This window comes from Bacillus cereus group sp. RP37 (assembly GCF_040459695.1).
Lineage (GTDB): Bacteria > Bacillota > Bacilli > Bacillales > Bacillaceae_G > Bacillus_A.
Genome location: NZ_JARVHP010000001.1, coordinates 4257180 through 4278405, shown reverse-complemented (window position 1 = coordinate 4278405; position 21226 = coordinate 4257180). Strand labels below are relative to the sequence as shown.

Below are 21226 nucleotides of genomic sequence, written 5' to 3'. Positions count from 1 at the left end.
AACTCCTTTTTATGAAAATGTATTTGTTAATACCTACTATAAAGGAGAGATACTGACAGCATTATGTCAGTAGTGAAATTACAGTTTTAACATTTTTTTTGCTTCATCACGGATTTTCTCAGAAAGAATTTTTGGCTCAAGTACTTGTACTTGGCTTCCCCAGCTTAATACCCATTGAAATACTTCGTCTATGTTTCTTGATTTCAAAAAAACGTGAAAACCGCTATCTCTATGCTCATATGAATCTATAAAATAATATCGTGATTCAATAATTTTATGTGCAATATGAGATGGAAACAATAAATGAATCATAACAGTGCGATTATTTTCAGGTTGATAGTTTTGTAAAGAAAAGTCTTTCGGTTTCGTAAAGAATTCTTGCTCTTGTTGTAATTCCTCCATACGATCTAAACGAAAATTACGTATTTGTTTTCGAAGTAAACAGTGGGCAACGATGTACCAAATTCCTGAAATATTGACTAAGCCGTAAGGATGAACAGTCCGTTTTATTTTTGTAGTTTCCCTCGGTTTACGATAAGAAAAAGAGATAACCTGTTCTTTTTGAATAGATTCTTGCAATAGGAGAAGTTGATTTTCTAGTGTTTCTTGTTCAGATTGCTGATGTGAGAATATAGGAGAAAGGAAACGAAAAGTTCCTCGTAATTCCTGGGCTTTCTTTTGTTGATCAGCAGGGAGAACAATTTCAAGTTTCTCTTTTGCTGATCGTGCATGTACAGAAAAAGAAGAAGTGAAAGTTTTCTCGATATAATCACCGCCTAATAAAAGAGTAACAGCCTCTTCAGGCGTAAGTTGAATGGGGGGTAAGAAATAACCATCCATTAATGAATAACCGTGGCCGGGCATGGCGAAAAGTGGGACGCCAGATTCACTAAGTGCATCCATGTCTCGATAAATAGTTCTTATACTTGTCTCAAATTTTTCCGCTAAGCTTTGTGCTGTAACAGTGTGTCTTCTTTGTAATTCAATTAATATAGCTAATAAACGATCCGTCCGATTCATGAAATATCTCCCTTTATCTTTAGTAAATATGCCTACTGTAAAGTTCTAAAAGTAGTATAAATTCCCCTCCCATTAACAGACTTTTCCCTATGAATAATATTAATATAGTAAAATCATAACAACCCATATTGCAGTTTCCAATAATATACTATATAATCAATTTAAGAAAACGTTTTCATGCAAAGGGGGAGAATTTCGTGTCGACTATAGAGGACGTGGCGAAATTAGCGGGGTTATCAAGGACAACGGTTTCTAGGGTGATTAATAATCATCCATATGTTTCAGATGAGAAGAAAAAAAGGGTTCAATTAGCAATGAAGCACTTAGGCTTCGTTCCTAATTCTGCGGCGAGAAGGCTTCGTAAACAAAAGACGGAAACAATTGCGGTGCTCGTTCCAAGGATTACAAATCCTTTCTTCAGTAGATTTATCGAAGCAATCGAGATTGCTGCTTCTGAACATAAATATAAACTGATTATTTGTCAAACAAGATATTTACCAGAAAAAGAGATGGAGTATTTACAATTATTATCTACGAAACAAGTAGATGGGATTATTCTATGTTCACTAGAAAATCCGTGGGAAGATGTAGAGCCATACTTACAGCACGGTCCAATTGTGTTATGTAATGAATATATTGAGGAAGCAAATGTTCCAACAGTGAAGTTTGATCATGCGCAAGGAGCATACATAGCTGCTAAGCATGTGTTAGAACAAGGATATCGTAATCTTATTTTTTGCCGTGGTAACGAAACCAAAGTAGTTAGCCAGCAGCGAAAAATGGGCTTTTTACGTGCCATAACGGAGAAGAGCCGCCAAGTAGAAGCGATCGATTTTCTTGAAAACGCTTTCTCTTGGGATGATGGAAAGAGAATATTCCATGAAGTATTAAAGGACAAAAAAAATCCTACCGCGATTTTGGCAGGAGGCGATGAGGTAGCAGCTGGAATTATTTCAGAGGCGAAACGCCATAATTGGAGTATTCCAGATGATCTCGCTGTTATTGGTTTTGATAATCAAATTTTATCACAGATTACAGAGCCAGGTATTACGACAATTGAACAGCCAATCGATGAGATGGCCCGAAAAGTTGTCGACCTGATGATGGATAAAATCCATACGAAAAATTATCGAAAAAAAGAATTGTATGAGTTTGAACTGGAGCTCTTGGTGAAAGGTTCAACGATGAAGGATACGATGTTATTAGCCTAGTAGACTATGTCTGCTAGGTTTTTTTATGTTCATAAACTACTATTCTTCGTGAACGCAGTCATCACATTTGTTATGGTATGCTTCGTGTTGCTCATCAATTTCTTTCCCGCAGTGCGCACAAGTTTTCGTCGGTAAATTTCTGAAAAACTCCATTGGTTGATCGATCATGTCAATCCCTCCATTTCCATTTCTTACTATCATTGTATTAGTACAAAAAATAAAAGTCAACAACTGTTTTATAACAAAAGTGAAAATTAATGAAAAAGTTTAGGAAATGGATTATAGTTAACAATGTAGGATGTAAGTGAAACATGCATTCCTACTCGGTTTAGAAAGGATGGATACATATGAAAATGACTGTTGTCGGCTTTTGGGGCGGCTTTCCAGAAGCGGGAGAAGCAACGTCGGGCTATTTGTTTGAACACGATGGTTTTCGTTTACTTGTAGACTGTGGCAGTGGTGTACTAGCACAGCTTCAAAAATATATAACACCATCTGATATAGATGCAGTTGTACTTTCGCACTATCATCACGATCATGTTGCAGACATTGGGGTATTGCAATATGCGAGATTAATTACGAGTGCGACAAAGGGGCAACTACCGGAATTACCAATATACGGTCATACGTTTGACGAGAATGGATTCCATTCTCTAACGCATGAACCACATACGAAAGGAATCGCGTACAATCCAGAAGAAACACTTCAAATTGGACCGTTCTCGATTTCATTCTTAAAAACTGTTCATCCTGTTACATGCTTTGCGATGCGTATTACAGCTGGTAGTGACGCTGTAGTATACAGTGCTGATTCAAGTTATATTCCTGAATTTATTCCATTCACAAAAGATGCTGATCTTTTCATTTGTGAGTGTAATATGTATGCACATCAAGAAGCTGCAAAAGCAGGGCATATGAATAGTACAGAAGTAGCAAGTATTGCGAAAGATGCAAATGTAAAAGAACTTTTATTAACGCACTTACCGCATACAGGCAATCCATCTGATTTAGTAACAGAAGCAAAACAAATTTTCAGTGGCCATATTACGCTAGCGCATAGTGGCTACGTATGGAACTCATGAGGTGATACGATGTTATTTATTGATAATAAAGGGATTACAGATCCTAGAATAAACTTAGCAATTGAAGAATATTGTGTGAAGAATTTAGATATTAACGAAACATATTTATTGTTCTACATTAACGAGCCTTCCATTATCATTGGTAAAAACCAAAACACAGTAGAAGAAATTAATGCAGATTACGTAAAAGAAAAAGGCATTCATGTCGTTCGTCGTCTATCAGGCGGAGGCGCAGTATATCATGATTTAGGAAACTTAAACTTCAGCTTTATTACGAAAGATGATGGAGACAGTTTCAGCAACTTCAAAAAATTCACAGAGCCTGTAACGAAAGCGCTTGGTAAATTAGGAGTAAATGCAGAACTAAGTGGTCGTAACGACATTTTAGCTGAAGGTAGAAAAATTTCAGGTAACGCGCAGTTCTCAACGAAAGGTCGTATGTTCAGTCACGGTACGTTACTATTTGACTCTGAAATCGATCACGTCGTATCAGCGTTAAAAGTAAAAATGGATAAGATTCAATCAAAAGGCATTAAATCAATCCGTAGCCGCGTTGCGAACATTACAGAGTTCTTAAACGAAAAAATGACGACAGAAGAGTTTAGACAACTTCTTCTAGAAACAATTTTCGAAGGAGAAACAGAAATTCCAACGTACGAATTAACAGAAAATGATTGGAAGGAAATCCATAAACTTTCTGAAGAACGCTACCAAAATTGGGATTGGAACTACGGAAAATCTCCGAAGTTCAACTTACAACATTCACACCGCTTCCCAGTTGGACAAGTTGACGTTCGTCTTGAAGTGAAAAAAGGAACAGTAACAGAATGCAAAATTTACGGTGACTTCTTCGGTTCACTAGATGTGCATGACATTGAAGAACGTCTAACAGGCGTACAATTTGATAAAGATGCATTCACTGTAGCTTTAGAAGGCGTAGATATCGCACGCTACTTCGGTAATATTACAACAGAAGATTTCTTACATTTGTTCTTCTAAAAATAAGAGGGGCTGTCATAACTGGCAGCCTCTTTCTTTTTGCGTAGATTGTCATGTTTTTTCGGTAAGTCGATATAATTTCACTTACCATAAAATCACAGGGCATCTGCCCCTTACAAAGGAATATATATATTCAAAAGGAGGCGGATCGAAATGAAAAGGGTAATGTACGTTGTATTATTGCTTAGCTTTGTCATCGGAATGACAGCTTGTAACGATGAAACGTCCTCAAGTCGCATACTTTTATCGATTGGAAAGCCAGCGAAAGATAATGTTATATATTTTACGCATACAGATAACAGACGAAAGATACAGGAAATACAAGACATGTTTCAAAATAAGAAGTGGAAAAGAAATGAAACATTCAGCACTGTTAATAAGACACCAGATGTCGTTTTTTCAATAGATAAAGACAATACAGGGTTACCGACATTATATGTTACGGTGTATTTTCATGAAGATGGAGCGGACGCGATCAACTTGTTTGGAGAGCATACGACGTTAAATAAAGAGGAACTTAATAAACTTAGAGAAAAGATGAATGCATATTATCCTAAAATGATTTCTGGTCTAGTTTCATAAATTACTTGCAAACAAAATCCCCTTATCCTTCCAAAGTAAACTAAGAGGAGGTGATCCTTGTATATGCAGTTAATAGAATATCACTTGCTACTTTAATTTTCTTTTAATATAATTAATTTAGAATTTTTAAATATTCTAAATTTTATAAAGGTGGGGTTTGTGTGAATCTCGTTCAATCTTTGGCTGAAACGGCGAAAAAAAAGGAGGATAAACCGGCTTATATATTTATGGATCAGTCGGTCTCGTATGACCAATTAAACAAAATGGTCACAAGGTTTTCTAACAATTTAGCAGAAATGGGCATTGGAAAAGGGGACAATGTCGCATTAGTTGTTGGAAATTCACCACATTTTTTGGTCGGTTTATACGGAACAATGAAAGCCGGAGCAACTGTCATTCCAGTTAATCCAATTTATACAGCAGACGAAATGCATTACATTTTACAAAATGGAGATGTAAAAACAATCATCGTACTCGACGTCCTTCTACCTGTTATACAATCTCTTACAACAAGACTTCCTTCATTAGAAAACATCATTATATGCGAAACCTCATCAGATTTTAACCATACAGAAACCGAAAAAATGAAAACGTTTACTAGAATGATAGGGGCTGGAGATTTAACTTACGAAGGCCCAGAGCTAGATGAAGAAGATGTAGCGGTTATTCTATACACTTCAGGCACAACTGGAAAACCAAAAGGTGCTATGTTAACACATAAAAATTTATATAGTAATGCGAGCGATGTGGCGTCGTATTTACAATATACTGGTGACGATCGCGTCGTTGCGGCACTGCCGATGTTCCATGTATTTTGTTTAACAGTGGCGGTCAATGCGCCGATTGTGAACGGGGCAACGATTTTAATGTTACCGAAATTTAGTCCGAAAGAAGTATTCCGTATTTGTCGTACGTACGAACCAACGATTTTTGCTGGTGTACCGACAATGTACAATTATTTATATTTATTTGAAGAAGCGAGCGCAGAAGATGTGAAGACGCTTCGCCTTTGTATTTCAGGTGGTGCATCAATGCCTGTTGCTCTTCTGCAAAACTTTGAAAAACGTTTTGACGTAATTGTTTCAGAAGGGTACGGTTTATCAGAAGCATCACCAGTTACTTGTTTCAATCCGCTAGATCGTCCGCGTAAACCAGGTTCAATTGGCACAAATATTTGGCATGTAGAAAATAAAATTGTGAACGAACTTGGAGAAGAAGTACCTGTCGGTGCAGTCGGTGAATTAATTGTTCGCGGACCTAACGTGATGAAAGGATACTATAACGCGCCAGAAGATACAGCTGCGACATTAAAAGACGGCTGGTTATATACAGGTGACTTAGCGAAAATGGATGAAGAAGGTTACTTCTATATCGTTGATCGCAAAAAAGATATCGTCCTAGTTGGTGGTTATAACGTATATCCGCGTGAAGTAGAAGAAGTATTGTACACGCACGAATCTGTAGCGGAAGTTGTCGTAATTGGCGTACCGGACGAAAACTTAGGAGAAGCAGTACGAGCTTACGTCGTTCTAAAACAAACGAGCGTAACAGAAGAAGAACTTATGCATTATTGCACGTTACATTTAGCGAAATATAAAGTGCCAATGAGTATCGAGTTTTTAACAGAGTTACCAAAGAATACGACAGGTAAGTTGTTAAGAAGAGCTTTGAGAGAAAAAGCGATGCAAGTTTAAAAATAGGGGCAACCATCTTTCTGAAGATGGTTGCCTTTGTATTTTTTAGTATTGGTTAAGCTATAACCCCATATATTTAAACCGTAATATGACTAATAAGGAGGAGATATACGTGGAGCAAAAGGAATTACGCTTGCGGAGAGTGCAATATCTTATTTGTGACATTATGGATGAAATGAACGCTGAAAGTGAGAAAAAAAACTTAGAAATTTTGCAGCAAGTCATTGATCATCTTTCAGGTGCGATAGGTGATTTAGTGGATCCATCAAGCTCGTATTCTATCGATTATTTAGAAAGGAAAGTTCATACTGCATGAATCCTTCTATTCAAAATGAATTTCAACTATTTTTTTAATAACTGTGCTGTAATTTAACGTCTTCTCTACTAGAAAAACTGGCAAATAGGAAAAGAAATAATTGTGAAATGGGTTCTTTTTATAATTAATGTGCTATAAACTAAAAAACTTGATAAAATTTTATTTATATTGAATATTCTGTCTTTTATTGTTAAAATTTGTAATGTATTACCAATACTTTACAAATGGGTTGTTAGTATGAGTAATGTTTTAGCAAAATTATTTGGGGTAAAAAATGAGGTTGTTGGTCCACAATATTATGAAGAAGGCTGTGACTATGATAGTTATTGTGGTACAAGCCGTCGCACATTACTTCGTCATTATGGTAACGGACGTTTTGTTGCTGTTGGTTGTTGCTAAAAGTGTAAAATTCAAAGCTAAGAATATAAAATTTTTAGCTTTGAATCCTATTAAATTAAAGATAGAAAGGCGTTTAATATGATTATATATCTTCTACTATTTTTCATATGGTTACTTTTTCTATTAGTTCTACTTATACAAATTAGTAAGTTGAAAAAAGCGCTCGCTCTATTACCCAAACCAAAATTTATTCAGAAAAAATCAAACTCCTTAATAAAAAAAGATATTAGTAATATATTACAATTACCAAATTCCTACTCCACCCATGATGAATCTATTATCTTGTTAATGGCCGCATCATGTAAAATATGTCATGAAAAATTAAATGAAATTATTCATAAAAATAAGCACAAATCACATAACCTAATAATATATTTATATTCCGAAACCCCAGATTTATACAATCAATTTAATAATAGTATTCCAGCACATTGTAAGATTCCGATATTTCCTTTATCTGAGATTCAAAAAAAACAATTACAAATATTTGTTTTCCCGACATTTATACGTATCAATTCTGAAGCTACTATTACTAAGTTTTCTCCAATATCTGACAATGTCCTCTAAAAGAAGAAAAAGTGAGGGTTTTTTATATGTTCATTACTTACATACTAAGAACTATTAAACTAATTTGGAAACTCAATAAGATTTGGTTTTGCTTTTCTAGCATATTCATGATTATTTTAGGGATGTTACCTGTGGCTACAATATGGACTACAAAAGAACTTGTTAACAATGTATCCACCATCATTACAAGTGAAAATAAAAATTATACATTAGCTATTACTCTGCTTGTACTACAATTTTTGCTATTATTAATTGAAACTATCATTAAACAATTACAGTATTATATTGACGAAAATATGCGCTTTAAGCTCACTAAATTTTTAACTGAAGAAATTGCTTATAAGACATTTAAAACACCGTATTCATATTTTGATAATCCTGATTTTTATAACTATACCAATCGAATAAAATCAAATACTGGTAGACGTCTACTATCACCAATTAACAATTTATTTTTAATTGCACAATCTTTAATAACCATTTCATCTTTAATTATTTTTTTACTCTCTATTCATTGGAGTTTAGCTGTAGTTGCTAGTATTACCTTTTTTCCAGCTCTTTTCATAAAATCATATCTTGGTAAACAAGGATTTGAACTCACAAAAAAAACTACTCCCCTCTTAAGGGAGACAAATTATATAGAGAACTTGTTAATGCAAAAAGATACGATTAAGGAAATTAGAATTTTTAACCTACATACGTACTTCATACAAAGATGGGAAAAAAAATATAATAAAAATATGAGTTATTCTTTAAATTTCTTAAAAACCAAAAGTAAAGCGGAAATATTCTTAGATTTGCTAGTAGCTCTTTCATATTGCGGTTCGGCCGGAATTATTATTTGGCTCATTAAAAAATCTGCTGTTAAAATTGGTGACTTCGTTTCTATAGGACAAGCAGTACATAATACACAAAATGCATTACATAACATTTCAGCTAATTTGGCTCAATTATATGAGGATGTATTATATATATATGACTATTTTCATTATATCGATTCACTAGATGAGGATGAAATAAATACCGATGAACAAGTACCATTTCCTAGTGTTTTACAATATGGCATACGCTTTGAAAATGTATCTTTTTCATACCCTAATAATAAAAATAAAATTTTACAAAATGTATCTTTTTCTATATTACCTAATGAAAAGATAGCAATAGTCGGTCATAATGGATCTGGAAAAACTACATTAATAAAATGCCTGCTTGGACTATATCCACTTACATCTGGAAATATATATTTTGATAATATACCTATTAACAAAATTCAATTACATTCTTTAAGAGAGCACACGACAGTAATGTTTCAAGATTTTATTCAGTACCATTTAACCATAAGAGAAAATATCGCTCTTGGTAATGTTTCCGAAATAAGTAATGATGAAAAACTAAAAAATGTAGCTATGCAGTCAGGAATCCATGAAGATATCCAACTATTCCCGAATGCATACAACACTCCATTAGGGAGATTTTTACAAGAGGGTGAAGAGCTCTCAGGAGGTCAATGGCAAAAATTAGCAATCTCTCGATCGTTATTTAAAAATGGTAATATCATGATTCTAGATGAGCCAACTGCTGCGTTAGATCCTATTTCAGAAAGAGAAATTTTTGATAAATTTAAATTACTGACCAACCAGAAAACTACAATTATGATTTCTCATAAAATGTCTGCAGCTAAATTAGCAGATAAAATTGTTGTATTAGACAATGGTGAATTAGTTGAGTTCGGCACTCATGAAGAGCTCTTCCTAAAAAAAGGGAAATACTATGAATTATACACAACCCAAGCAACTCTATATCAAAATAAACTTGATGAGGTTTTAATATGAATGAAATTATCTTAATTTTAAGGATATTAATAGGTACTCTTTTTCTATCGTCCTCTATTAGTAAACTATTACATTTTAGCAAACACGTTGTCATTGTAGGGGAATATAAAATCCTCCCCAAAAAATTCATAAAATTCTTTTCTAGGATGGAAGTAAGCCTTGCGTTAATTTGTTCCATTTCACTCATTCTAGGATTATTACAGCTTTGGGTAGGCGCTATACTTTTACTTTTATTAATTATGTATACAATAGGAATCATTGTTAATTTATATAGGAAGAGAACCAATATTTCTTGCGGATGTGGTGGAATTGTAGGAGATCATAACTTATCTTGGACTTTAGTGTTTCGCAATATTTTTTTAGTAGGATTAATTATTTTCCTTATTAAAAATGAAACAGATTTTTTCAGCTTGCAATCTCTTCTTATATATGAAAAGGATATATCACTAATTTTCAATCATAATGGAATCTTCTCTATACTTTTATCAACATTCTTAGTTTTATTAATAGCAATTTTAAACTCAACATTCACAATTTATCGTAGTATGAATCATTTTTTATATCTTACAAAACAAATAAAGGAGTGAAAGATATGAACTGGACGGATTATTTACTTTGGGCTTGCATGATTATCCAAATGATTATTTTCTTTTTGTTAATTAGGTTAGTAACAGACTTCTTGAATAAATTCCAAAATCAAGTAAATATAATCGAATTTAAAAATTCTGCTAAGACAAATATGGAGATAAACAAAGAAGAGTTAATGAAAAGCTAATAAATAAAATTTTTCCCCTGTCAATTCAAGTATATGAAGTGTTTCTTTTTCCTGAATTTGTTGTAAAAACTAGTTCATTAGGCTACCACCAGTAGAGAATCTCTACTGGTGGTAGCTTCACTTTATAGGAAAGGTTAGGCTAACATGAAAAAAATTTCTGCACAAACATATTTAACGATACCGTTCCACCTATTCTTATCGTTTATTATCATTATATTTATCGGCACATTACCGCACTTATTTATTGGAATGAAGATTGACTTTAACAATTACCTGCACACACTTACGGACGTCACCTCTAAATTAATAGGGTGGGATCCATTAACTTACACGAAATTTGCAAAACCCCTATTTCCTCAAATTCTAATTCAATATGGAAACACGGTTATTATCTTTTTAGCTGCTCTTTTTATTTCCGTATTAGTTTCTTTTATGACTGTTTATGCCTTGTTGCTACTCCCTGTAAAAAAAAGAGAAAGAATAAAATCATTTTTTTTACTATTAGAAGCAATTCCCGATATTTTTATTATTTTGTGTCTCCAATTACTTGTCGTTTGGATTTATAAACAGACAAACTTTTTAATCGCAAATATAGCTGGTACAAAAGACAACTCAATCTTACTATTTCCAATTATTTGCTTAAGTTTTCCAACTATTCTTATGTTTAACAAACTACTATTGCTACGTTTTGAAAATGAATTACAAAAAGATTATACCTTGCTAGCACGCGCCAAAGGATTTGACACGTTTTATATTCTCAATCGTCACGTTCTAAGAAACGTCTTTTTAAGTACTCTCTACTTCTCAAAAACAAATATTTGGTATATGTTATCTAATTTATACATTATTGAATACTTACTCAATGTTCAAGGTATTTTCACATTTTTAAAAACGTATAATACCGAATTAGAACCAGCACCTGAAATATTTTGCGTTACATTGTTTTTAATTTATATTCCTATCTTTATTGTCTTTAAGCTTTTCAATATTTTCATACCTGATGAACTGAAAGGAGAATCTTAACATGTGGGCCCATTTAAAAAGAGATAAGTATTTCATAATTTGTATATCCTTTTTGCTTCTATTAATCATAGTAAGCATTGGAAATTCCATATTCTTTGATGGGAAAGTTCGCCAAACATCTATTCTATATGATGAAAGTGGTAATGTACAAGCGGCACCATTTCCCCCTTCTTTCACTTTTCTGTTAGGTACGGATATGAAGGGATTTGATTTATTACATAGAGTAGTAGATGGAGCGAAATGGACCATTGGTATATCGTTATTGATAGCATTTCTACGAACATTTATCGGGCTAGCAATTGGATTATTCTTCGCTTTTTATGTAAGAAAAAGTTTTAAGACACTTGAAGCTCTCTTTGATTGTTTTACAGTTGTTCCAATGACCCTCATTGGTTACTTTATTCTTGATACAGTATTGCGTTTTCAAAACGGGTCTCCAGTTCCCTCTTTCTTTGAACGAGCATCCTTTGAAATCATAGTCTTAGTCATTCTCGCTTTACCCGTTCTTATATTTTATTTTGCAAAAGAGACAAAAGAGATACTGAACGAAGAATTTATAGAAGCTGCTACAATATTAGGAGGAAGCAAATTTCATCTCGCTATAAAACACATATTTCCAAATATATTTCCTATTCTAATCATTGTCATGATGCAACAATTTGTACAAACTTTAATCATTTTCTCTCATTTTGGTATTTTAGAATTATTTTTTGGTGGTACAATTCTTTTCTACGGAAATGAAGCTGAGTCAGTTAGCAATGAATGGTCAGGTTTAATTGGTCTCTATTTTCGTTCCCTCTCTGTTCAACCTTGGATTCCAATGGTTCCTATTACATTTTTCATCCTGACTATTATTACAGCACATATTATGCTACAAAGGATACAATTAGCATTTGAAAAACGACACATGAAACAAACATCTCAAGAACCAATAGAACAACTCAATACTCCTAATTTTACACAACAACTCCCGGCTAATTCATTTACACTCTATGATGACAAATAGCAAAGAAAGGATTAGGTATATTCAGAGGTATATCTAACCTTTTCTATAAGAGGTACCATCACATATCCATAACTTAAGGATTGAGACTATTCTTGAAGGTGAAAGCACGTTACTATTTTCTTATGTTAATGAGAATAGTAACGTGCTTTTTACGAATATGCATCAAAATCAAAAGTTGTCTTTATTTTCCTGAAGGGTTATATCGCTACTACCTCTCTTGCTCTTTCTGCTTCCGTTGAACGTATTCTGATCCTTGATTCTACAACATTTCAAGTACCGGATCGATTCTTGATGCTGGAGGATATAGTTATAAAATTGGGACTTTGGTGTGCAAATAGAATTAGAAGATTTCATGTTATATACAAAAGAAGTATTACATTTCATTGGATATGATGAGGCTCAAAGAGGATTAATTCATTCTAGCCTTATTGTAGTAAATGAGTCTATGAGAAGTGCATTTTCTTTTTTAAAAAATGAGTATAATGTCGAGATAGTGATATGGAAAGAAAGCTAAATGTATTAGATAGAAGGAGTAACGAAATGGATATTTACGATTTAGCTGATGGTGTAGATTCAAAAGAAAAACTAGTAGAATTCTTATTTTATCTTCAAAAAGATTTCAAAGAAAATCAAGGAGATTGGGAGAATATAACGTTAGCAGATTACTTAGAATCGATGGAAGCATGGCTAAATGATTGTGATGGTGCTTTTCAAAATAAAGGTGAAGAGATGCCTCATGGAATTTTTAAGCGATGGTATTACTAGTTGGATCTTTTTATGAGTAATGAAAATTTTAAAATGAGGCGACTATATGATTAAACTGATTAAGCAAGAAAAAGATAAAATGTTGTACTGGGAAGTATGGGGAGAAGATGAGAAAACTTTAATTGTACATTGTGGCTGTGTTGGTGATACAGGTGAAATGTATGAAATAGAACTTTATCCATTTCAGCGTGTTGAAAAAGAAATGAAAGACTTAGCAGATGAACAGTTAGCAGATGGGTATAAGAAACTCGATGAGGAAGAATTGATAGAATTTGTTTTGCAATATGAGTATGCAGACGATCAGTTGGAAGAAGCATTGGAAAAGCGCCATCAAGTTCAAGAGGTTATGGATGAAGCATTAGGCTGGTCTGGAAATGGACATTGTGATGGTGGAGATATTGGTAGCGTGACAATTAACATATTTACTTTTGTAATTGATGTTGATAAAGCGCTGCAAACAACGCTAGAGGAATTGAAAAACCAGCAGTTGTTAGATGGTGTGAAGATTGCTTATGTGAATGATGAGGAAGATTATATACAGGTTTATCCTAGTGAAGGGGCATTTAATTTATTATAAATCTACCAAGTTGAGGTACAAAAATGTATGTATCAGGAGTAGGTATTTTTGAAGACGATTGATCCGAAAGAACGTATTCACCTCGTACATAAAAATATAGAAGTACCATCAAAAGAAACATATCCAATCATGTCTGTAGCATGGGATGATTTGGATGATGATATCGAGGAATATTACGGATTAAAATAAAGGCGTTAAAATGTAAAAAATGCACCCAACAATCTGGGTGCACTTTTTCATAACCGTTATATATTCCTCCTCATCAACTCCCCAACCTGCTTCGCAACGTACTCAACATCATTATCAATCTCATCCAACACGTAAGATTCCAAAATGCCCATGACAGCGGTTCCTAAAAACTTTAAAACGATGTGTGTATCAATGTTTTTATTTAATGAGGTATTTGTATTTAATTTTTTCTCTAGTTCACCCATGATGAACGTTAGGAACTTTTTCTGAAATGATAATGTGCTGTTGCTTCTAAATAACGATGTAAAAAATGGTTTATGTTCTTTGAAGTATTCAAACCATATGATAGTTCCTTCTATATAGCCTTTTGTTTGCTTTATATCACATATTTCTCTTAATTGATTTAAATGGTCGTCCACAATTTTGTCTAATAAATTGTATTTATCTAGGTAGTGTAGGTAGAAAGTTTTTCTTCCGATGTTCGCTTTTTCTGTAATGTTTTTTACTGTAATTTCATCAAAGCCATCTTCAATTAACATTTCGATAAATGCGGATTGAATGGCGTTTTGTGATTTTATAATTCTTCTATCGATTTTCTCCATATGATGTTCCTCCGGTATTGATACACATATTTCGTTATGTGTGTATTATCACCCAAATGCGTAAATGTGGTCATTGAAACAAGTGGTTGCTCGCTTTATTATAAATATACACGTGAGTATTAACTCTCACAAGTGTAAATGAAAAATAAAGTAAGGGTGGTTTTATATATGGCAGTTACGAAGAGAAATGTTCATTTTTATGCAAGAGGATTAAGAGTTGCAGGCATTTTAAATATTCCTGTAGGTGCTGAGGAAAAGAAACAAAATGCAGCGATTGTTTGTGTGCATCCAGGTAGTAGCTGTAAAGATCAAACAGCAGGATTATATGCGGAGAAATTAGCAGAACAAGGTTATGTAACGCTTGCGTTTGATGCATCGTATCAAGGTGAAAGTGAAGGGGCACCGAGATATATGGAAGAACCAGCTGCGCGCGTCGAAGATATTCGCTCAGCGGTAGATTATGTAACTACTCTTCCTTATGTAGATGAAGAACGTATCGGTGTGTTAGGTGTTTGTGCGGGCGGAGGATATGCGGTAAGTGCTGCAATGACGGAGCGCCGTATTAAAGCAGTTGGCACAGTTGTTGGTGCAAATATCGGCCGATTAAATCGTGAAGCTGATCCAATCGGGGGTTTAGAGGCTATCGGTAAACAACGTACCGCTGAAGCACGCGGAGCAGAGGCGATGATTACAAACTGGATTCCTAAAAATCAAGAGGAATTAAAGGCAGCAGGTATGACGGATATAGATATTGTAGAAGCAGTTGAGTATTATACAACACCGCGAGGGCGAAGTGTTAACTCTCCAAATAAGTTAAACTTTACGAGCATGGGGTCGGTAATTGGTTTTGATGCGTTCCATTTAGCAGATACATTATTAACACAACCGTTACAAATTATTGTCGGCAATAAGCAAGGTGCATTCGGTTCTTATAAAGATGGTCATGAGCTGTATGAGAAAGCAGCTTCGGAGAAAAAAGATTTACTTGTTGTGGAAGGTGCGAGTCATTACGATTTATACGACCAACCAGAACCAGTTACAATTGCAGTTGAAAAATTAACAAGTTTCTATAACGAAAATCTGTAAAAGTAATTTTGTTTTGAATGGCACCTCTAATTGTTAGGTTTGCATCTAGCAGTTAGAGGTTTTTATTGTGAAGGTTGCTGTGCTTAATATTTACGTTAAACGTGCATAACAAGATATAATAGAAGAAATCAATAAGGAGGCTATCAGTGAAAAATTTTCGGTATCTCAATATATTTACTATTTTAATTGTATACACACTACTCATGTTTTACATTGGCTGGAACGGATGGGTTTGGCTTCATGCGGTGTTCGGCTGGGAATCTTGGGGATATTACGCTTTCGTAGTCGGTTTTATTTCATATGCGTACATTCTTGTGCAAGTGTTTAAGTTTTTGCCATTTCTACGAACGGTCGGTTCAATTTGGTTTGCGGTCATACAATATGCGATTATGTTGTTGCCACTTGCTGATATTACAGTTTTCCTTCTACAGTTTTCAATGGAGAAAGAGACGGCAATTATTTGGACAGGAACGGCAGTGTTACTTGCGTTCATCTTTATTTTTGCATATGGGGTATTCAACGCATATAGCCCAGTAGTAAGAAAGTACGAGGTGCACATCCCGAAAAAAGTAGAGGGACGTAAAAGCTTACGCATTGCGATGGCTTCTGATATGCATTTCGGTAAATTATCTGGCGTTGCACATTTAAAAAGACTTGTCCGTCATGTAAATGAGATGGAGCCTGATATTATTTTACTGCCAGGTGATATTATCGATGATCATCCAGGTGTATTCATTCAAAAGAATATGGGACCAATTATGAAACAAATGAAGGCTCCATTAGGCGTATATGGTGTGTTAGGAAACCACGAATATTACGGAAGAGCAGTTCCTGAATTCTTGCAGGAGATGGATAAGATTGATATTCGTATTCTTTTAGATGAAGTGATCACCATTGAAGATGATTTTTATATCGTTGGAAGAAGAGATAAAACAGAGCGAGATCGCCAAAGTTTTGAAAATCTAATGAGTACGGTAGATAAAACGATGCCAGTTATCGCGATGGATCACCAGCCGTTTGAATTGAAACAAGCAGCGGATGCTGGCGTCGATTTATTATTATCCGGTCACACGCACCGCGGACAAATGGCACCGAATCATATTGTAACGAGAAGAATGTACGAACTAGACTGGGGATACGCACAAAAAGGTGCATTCCACGCGATTGTTTCTTCTGGTTTCGGATTCTGGGGACCACCACTTAGACTCGGAAGTAGGTCGGAGATTGTACAGGTGGAGGTTACGTTTGAATAAGTGTATGTAATAGAGAGCTAATGGCTCTCTATTTTTATAAATAAAAAAAGGCTCCACATAAGGAGCATTCAATAAAAACAAATGAATTAAAACAAATAACAGACATGTATAATATACAACATTAATAATTGATATAAAAATATTCAGATTTACAATTTGTGTTGATGTCGATTTCATAAAAGAGGTACGATTATAAAACGCGGCTGAAATAAAGGGGGATTATAAGTGATTATATCAGATGTACTATACGGAGAATTTGAAGTGGATCCAGTAGTAGAAGAATTAATTGTAAGTAAGTCTGTGCAAAGGCTGAAAGGTACTCATCAAAATGGCGCAAGCTACTTAATAAATGAGAAATGGAATGTAACACGCTTTGATCATTCAGTTGGTGTTATGTTGTTAGTTAAAAAACTAGGTGGTTCAGTAGAAGAGCAAATTGCTGGTTTACTGCACGACGTATCGCATACTGCTTTTTCTCATGTGATTGATTACGTTTTTGAGAATAGAAATGAAAGTTATCATGAAGAGATATTTAGTTCTGTTGTGAAAAACTCAGAAATTCCAGCGATTCTTTCAAAGTATGGTTATAACTATGAAGATATTTTATTAGATGATTCGAAGTGGACGTTACTGGAAAGGTCAGCGCCCGAATTATGCGCAGATCGTGTGGATTATACGTTACGAGATATGTATACATACGGATATATTTCGTTAGAAGAAGTTCATAGATTTTTAGAGGATATCATTGCAGTAGAGGGGAAAATGGTCCTTCAAAGTATCGAAATGGCAGAGTGGTTTACAGAAACGTACTATAAAGAAGTAATCGATTTCTTTATGAAACCAATGAATATTTACGGAAATGATATGTTAGCTAAGACGTTAAAGCTAGCTTTTCATAAAGAGGTTATTCATGCAGATGATTTTCTTCTTGAAGATGATGAGCTAATTTCGAAATTGCAGCAATGTAGCAATCCAGAAGTACATAGTTTATTAAGCAAAGTTCATCCGAATGTAAAAGTAAAAGAAGATAGAAACGACTATGATTTGTATCAGAAAAATAAAGTCCGTCTCATTGATCCTCCATTACTTCGGGAAGGTGAAGTTGTTCGATCGTCTGTTGTGTCGGAAGAAATAAGACGGATGAGTGAGATCGCTTATGAAAAAGCGGTGAGAGGGATGTATGTGAAAGTGATTTCGGATTAAAAAGGTAGAGCATCACCCCTAGATGCTCTCCTTTTTTTATATTACTGATCAAACCAATTCCAAACCTCAATATCTCCAAGAGTCGCATAACGAACGTGCGGTGAGTTTTGTAATTTTAATAACTCTTTTGACGGGCCAGTAATGACAATGCCGTATACTTTTACACCGTTATCTTTTACATACTCATAACGCTTATCTAAGTTCAGCTCTTTTTCAGGAGTCCGAGTAGTTTTACTTACAGTTTCTTTATGTGTAGAAAGAATACGCATCATTTCGATTACTTCATATTCTTTTGTCTTTGGTCGCATTTCTTCATTATCAGGGAGATTTATATGTTCTGAAAACCCGATAACCTCTCCGCCATGTAGGATGAAATCTTTCTCATCTATTCTCTCTTGTCCTGTGTCTAAAGCGTACCATACAGGAGTTGGTGGCATTTCTTGCGCTTCAAATACGCTATATAAAAGGGATTCTAATTCTTGTAAAGTGTAAGGTTTGTCGAAAGATATCGCTACTTCAGCAACGGTTCCGTCATGTACTTTTGCAAGTGTATCCCAAACTTTTTTAGATGATTCTTTCAAAGAAGCATCTTCCTTGATTTTTGGATGAACAAAGGAAAGTTTTTTTGAATAGGGTTTATTTTTCCAAGATTGATTTGTGGCAGTTACAGATGATAAGAAACTACGCGTTGTTACTGTACCGATTGGAATTTCTTTTTTGCCGACCGTTTTAACTAAATTCATTTCATTTTCTGTACGGAAAAAGGGTTTAATTTTTGCACTGCCTACAGTGGAACGACTATTTGGAATTGTTGCTTCTAGTGCGAGTGCTGGAATCTCATCTACTTCGACTAACTTTTTCATATTATAGAAGTAAAGAGAAGACGAAAAATGACCGACAAAATAGATTGCTATACAAACCGCAAGGACAAAACTAACAGTTTGCCAACGCTGTTTCCACTTTATTTTCCAAAACGGGACTTTTAGATTTTTTGGTGGTAGTCTTTTCTTTAGTGGTTCACTCTTCGAAAGCAACTCATCTAAGTAAGCTTCACACTCTTCACATGTCTCAATATGACTTTCTAATCGCTTTTGTTCATCATGCGTGAGCATTCCGTTTTCGTACTTCTCCCATAGTTTTTTTAATGCTGTACAACCCATCCGTATCACTCCTTTATGCTTTTCGTTTCTTTTCGTCCTCGGTGTAATTCAATTTTCACTTTCGCTAATGAGAGACCGGTCATTTCGGCTATTTCCTTATACGAGAATCCGTAGTAATCTCGTAGTAACAGGACATTTCGTCTTTGGAGCGGAAGAGAAGATAAACTGTCTAACCAACTAGCAATCTCATGTTTTACGAAATATTCATGTTCTGTACTAGGCACGTTTGGTAAATGGAATTCTGCAAGCTTTGTTGTTTTATATTTCTTTTCTTTACGATACCAATCGATAAAGGCGTTGTAGGCAATTGTAAATAACCACGGCCTAATTTCTTCTCCTTTATAATAGTCAATATGGACGAGCATGCGGTAAAATGTTTCTTGCATGAGATCTTCCGCACAGTGGGAATCTCCGGTTAGGGAGAGAAGATAGCGAAATAAATCTTGCGTATGCTCTGAGTAAATTTCTTCTAATGATTGTTTGCGTTTCACTACATTTCCCTCCCTTCATACATAACAACGAAATACATATAAAAAAGTTACAATGTTTTATGGAATTATAGTAAAAAACGTCAAGAATTGGATTGCGTTCTCTTTTATCATAATACATATAAGGCGGGTGAACAGAGATGGAAAGCTATGAAACACAAATTCAAAGGTCCATTGATTATATTGAGGAAGATGTAATGGAAAAACAGACGCTGCGTAATTTAGCTCGCATTGCAGGTTTTTCTGAGTCGCATTTTCATCGTGTATTCCAGGCGTTAGTAGGTGATACGGTAATGGAGTATGTTCGAAAGAGGAGGTTAGCCCGGGCAGCTTATCAACTTTCTCATACGGATGAAAAAGTTATTGATATCGCATTTGAGCATGGCTTTCAATCTCACGAAACGTTCACGAGAGCCTTTAAAAAATTATTTCAAATGACACCAAGTGAATATCGAAAACAAGAAATTGAAACACCGATGTATTACAGTGTGAATGTAAAGCAAAGAAAATTAAATCCGTATTTAGGAGGCATACAAATGGAATATCGTATTGTAAATAAACCAGAATTTTTAGTGGCAGGTTATGAACTGAAGACGACAAGTAAGGAAGGGAAAAACCATCAAGACATCCCAGTATTTTGGCAAGAATATTTACAAAAAGATCTTGGAACGACAATTCCGAATCGTAAAGATACGAGTCAATGGGTAGAGCTTGGATTATGTACTGATTTTAATTTAGAAACAGGGGACTTCACGTATATTATTGGAATGGAAGTTACAGACTTCGAAAATGTACCAAATGAAGTTGCGAAGCGTACTTTCCCAGCAGCAACATATGCAGTATTTACAACGCCGAAAGTTCCTCATGAAGAAATGGTATCGTCTATTCACCAAACGTGGAACGCCGTATTCTCAGAATGGTTCCCGCATTCAGGATATGAACATTGCGGCGTTACAGAGTTTGAACTATACGATGAGCGTTGCCATGAAGATAAGAGTGAGTTCGCTCAAGTAGAGCTTTGGATACCGGTGAAGAAAAAATAATAGATTGAGAGCGAGTCATTGAGAAATGGTTCGCTTTTTTATAAAGGGGGAAATGGGACAATGTTCAAAAAATTAGAATGTGTATCTATACATACGAAGGATATAGAAAAATCAGTTTCTTTTTATACAGAAATGGGAATGAAGCAAAACTGGGTTATAGAAAGAGAATTAGAAGAAGGGGCTATTTGGACGTTAATAGGATTGAAGTTTCCAGATGAGAAAAGTTCGGAGTTAGTAATAAGCAATTAACAGTTTAGAAATGTATTTGTTAATAGTTTTATTGTTACTTTTACTTTGTATAGTAGGGGAGGAAGACTGGCATTGTCGGTAAATCGATACAATTTCATTTACCAC

Annotated in this window: 23 protein-coding genes and 3 pseudogenes; 21 read left to right on the top strand and 5 right to left on the bottom strand. The window is 34.6% G+C overall.

What is annotated here, in order from left to right:
• Nucleotides 1-78: 78 nt before the first annotated feature.
• Nucleotides 79-1020 (bottom strand): helix-turn-helix transcriptional regulator, encoded by a 942-nt coding sequence (locus QCI44_RS22600; RefSeq protein WP_098560804.1) that lies wholly within the window; start codon nt 1018-1020, stop codon nt 79-81.
• Between the two features lie 197 nt (nt 1021-1217).
• Here QCI44_RS22600 and QCI44_RS22595 point away from each other — a divergent pair, with 197 nt between their 5' ends.
• Nucleotides 1218-2231 carry a LacI family DNA-binding transcriptional regulator gene (locus QCI44_RS22595; RefSeq protein WP_016088970.1) on the top strand — a complete coding sequence of 338 codons (1014 nt, stop codon included), beginning with the start codon at nt 1218-1220 and terminating at the stop codon, nt 2229-2231.
• A 39-nt stretch (nt 2232-2270) separates the two neighbouring features.
• On the opposite strand, the gene yhfH is transcribed toward QCI44_RS22595, so the two are convergent.
• A complete protein-coding gene (gene yhfH, locus QCI44_RS22590) occupies nt 2271-2399 on the bottom strand; it encodes a protein YhfH (RefSeq protein ID WP_000567010.1) in 129 nt (42 codons plus the stop codon).
• A gap of 179 nt (nt 2400-2578) precedes the next feature.
• On the opposite strand from yhfH, the gene QCI44_RS22585 reads away from it, so the two are divergent.
• The 15 genes and pseudogenes from QCI44_RS22585 to QCI44_RS22515 all read left to right on the top strand — a co-directional run bounded on the left by QCI44_RS22585 (nt 2579) and on the right by QCI44_RS22515 (nt 14037).
• The gene (locus QCI44_RS22585) at nt 2579-3313 is read left to right on the top strand and encodes an MBL fold metallo-hydrolase (RefSeq protein WP_016088969.1); all 735 of its coding nucleotides are present in this window, start codon (nt 2579-2581) and stop codon (nt 3311-3313) included.
• A 9-nt stretch (nt 3314-3322) separates the two neighbouring features.
• Complete coding sequence (gene lplA / locus QCI44_RS22580; protein ID WP_016088968.1) at nt 3323-4312, top strand: lipoate--protein ligase; 990 nt, start codon at nt 3323-3325, stop codon at nt 4310-4312.
• Nucleotides 4313-4465: 153 nt separating this feature from the next.
• Nucleotides 4466-4894, top strand: coding sequence for a hypothetical protein (locus QCI44_RS22575; protein WP_353811446.1), 429 nt, complete (start codon nt 4466-4468; stop codon nt 4892-4894).
• Between the two features lie 161 nt (nt 4895-5055).
• Nucleotides 5056-6588 carry a fatty acid--CoA ligase family protein gene (locus tag QCI44_RS22570; protein ID WP_098560803.1) on the top strand — a complete coding sequence of 511 codons (1533 nt, stop codon included), beginning with the start codon at nt 5056-5058 and terminating at the stop codon, nt 6586-6588.
• A 112-nt stretch (nt 6589-6700) separates the two neighbouring features.
• The gene (locus tag QCI44_RS22565; protein ID WP_016088965.1) at nt 6701-6904 is read left to right on the top strand and encodes a hypothetical protein; all 204 of its coding nucleotides are present in this window, start codon (nt 6701-6703) and stop codon (nt 6902-6904) included.
• A gap of 237 nt (nt 6905-7141) precedes the next feature.
• Nucleotides 7142-7303, top strand: a complete 162-nt coding sequence (locus QCI44_RS22560; RefSeq protein WP_000073170.1) for a hypothetical protein — start codon at nt 7142-7144, stop codon at nt 7301-7303.
• A gap of 593 nt (nt 7304-7896) precedes the next feature.
• Nucleotides 7897-9702: an ABC transporter ATP-binding protein gene (locus QCI44_RS22555; RefSeq protein WP_353811445.1), complete on the top strand. Its 1806-nt coding sequence runs from the start codon at nt 7897-7899 to the stop codon at nt 9700-9702.
• Nucleotides 9699-10289 (top strand): MauE/DoxX family redox-associated membrane protein, encoded by a 591-nt coding sequence (locus QCI44_RS22550; RefSeq protein WP_016088962.1) that lies wholly within the window; start codon nt 9699-9701, stop codon nt 10287-10289. Before QCI44_RS22555 ends, QCI44_RS22550 begins: the two co-directional genes overlap by 4 nt.
• Before the next feature lie 5 nt (nt 10290-10294).
• Nucleotides 10295-10477: a hypothetical protein gene (locus QCI44_RS22545; RefSeq protein WP_001104600.1), complete on the top strand. Its 183-nt coding sequence runs from the start codon at nt 10295-10297 to the stop codon at nt 10475-10477.
• A 144-nt stretch (nt 10478-10621) separates the two neighbouring features.
• A complete protein-coding gene (locus tag QCI44_RS22540; protein ID WP_016133875.1) occupies nt 10622-11500 on the top strand; it encodes an ABC transporter permease subunit in 879 nt (292 codons plus the stop codon).
• Between the two features lies 1 nt (nt 11501).
• A complete protein-coding gene (locus QCI44_RS22535; protein WP_016088960.1) occupies nt 11502-12506 on the top strand; it encodes an ABC transporter permease in 1005 nt (334 codons plus the stop codon).
• 313 nt (nt 12507-12819) lie between these two features.
• Nucleotides 12820-13020, top strand: a pseudogene (locus QCI44_RS22530) (hypothetical protein); the annotation flags it as partial.
• 26 nt (nt 13021-13046) lie between these two features.
• A pseudogene (locus tag QCI44_RS22525) lies at nt 13047-13291 on the top strand (DUF7660 family protein).
• A gap of 26 nt (nt 13292-13317) precedes the next feature.
• Nucleotides 13318-13848 (top strand): hypothetical protein, encoded by a 531-nt coding sequence (locus tag QCI44_RS22520; protein ID WP_016088957.1) that lies wholly within the window; start codon nt 13318-13320, stop codon nt 13846-13848.
• A 48-nt stretch (nt 13849-13896) separates the two neighbouring features.
• On the top strand, nt 13897-14037 hold the full coding sequence (locus QCI44_RS22515) for a hypothetical protein (RefSeq protein WP_016088956.1): 141 nt from the start codon (nt 13897-13899) through the stop codon (nt 14035-14037).
• Nucleotides 14038-14093: 56 nt separating this feature from the next.
• On the opposite strand, the gene QCI44_RS22510 is transcribed toward QCI44_RS22515, so the two are convergent.
• Entirely contained in the window at nt 14094-14639 is a 546-nt protein-coding gene (locus QCI44_RS22510; protein WP_016088955.1) for a TetR/AcrR family transcriptional regulator, read from the bottom strand.
• A 168-nt stretch (nt 14640-14807) separates the two neighbouring features.
• Between QCI44_RS22510 and QCI44_RS22505 the strand changes: the two genes are divergently transcribed.
• The 3 genes from QCI44_RS22505 to QCI44_RS22495 all read left to right on the top strand — a co-directional run bounded on the left by QCI44_RS22505 (nt 14808) and on the right by QCI44_RS22495 (nt 18181).
• A complete protein-coding gene (locus QCI44_RS22505) occupies nt 14808-15725 on the top strand; it encodes an alpha/beta hydrolase (RefSeq protein WP_016088954.1) in 918 nt (305 codons plus the stop codon).
• Nucleotides 15726-15871: 146 nt separating this feature from the next.
• Nucleotides 15872-16978 (top strand): metallophosphoesterase, encoded by a 1107-nt coding sequence (locus QCI44_RS22500; protein ID WP_353811444.1) that lies wholly within the window; start codon nt 15872-15874, stop codon nt 16976-16978.
• Between the two features lie 225 nt (nt 16979-17203).
• Nucleotides 17204-18181 carry an HD domain-containing protein gene (locus tag QCI44_RS22495; RefSeq protein WP_016133881.1) on the top strand — a complete coding sequence of 326 codons (978 nt, stop codon included), beginning with the start codon at nt 17204-17206 and terminating at the stop codon, nt 18179-18181.
• Between the two features lie 41 nt (nt 18182-18222).
• Here QCI44_RS22495 and QCI44_RS22490 read toward each other — a convergent pair whose 3' ends face one another.
• Both QCI44_RS22490 and QCI44_RS22485 read right to left on the bottom strand, forming a co-directional pair.
• On the bottom strand, nt 18223-19341 hold the full coding sequence (locus QCI44_RS22490) for an anti-sigma factor (RefSeq protein WP_353811443.1): 1119 nt from the start codon (nt 19339-19341) through the stop codon (nt 18223-18225).
• A 5-nt stretch (nt 19342-19346) separates the two neighbouring features.
• Nucleotides 19347-19832 (bottom strand): RNA polymerase sigma factor, encoded by a 486-nt coding sequence (locus QCI44_RS22485; RefSeq protein ID WP_098986638.1) that lies wholly within the window; start codon nt 19830-19832, stop codon nt 19347-19349.
• Between the two features lie 137 nt (nt 19833-19969).
• Between QCI44_RS22485 and QCI44_RS22480 the strand changes: the two genes are divergently transcribed.
• Both QCI44_RS22480 and QCI44_RS22475 read left to right on the top strand, forming a co-directional pair.
• Entirely contained in the window at nt 19970-20872 is a 903-nt protein-coding gene (locus QCI44_RS22480; RefSeq protein ID WP_000446848.1) for an AraC family transcriptional regulator, read from the top strand.
• Between the two features lie 60 nt (nt 20873-20932).
• A pseudogene (locus QCI44_RS22475) lies at nt 20933-21118 on the top strand (VOC family protein); the annotation flags it as partial.
• Nucleotides 21119-21226: the final 108 nt, after the last annotated feature.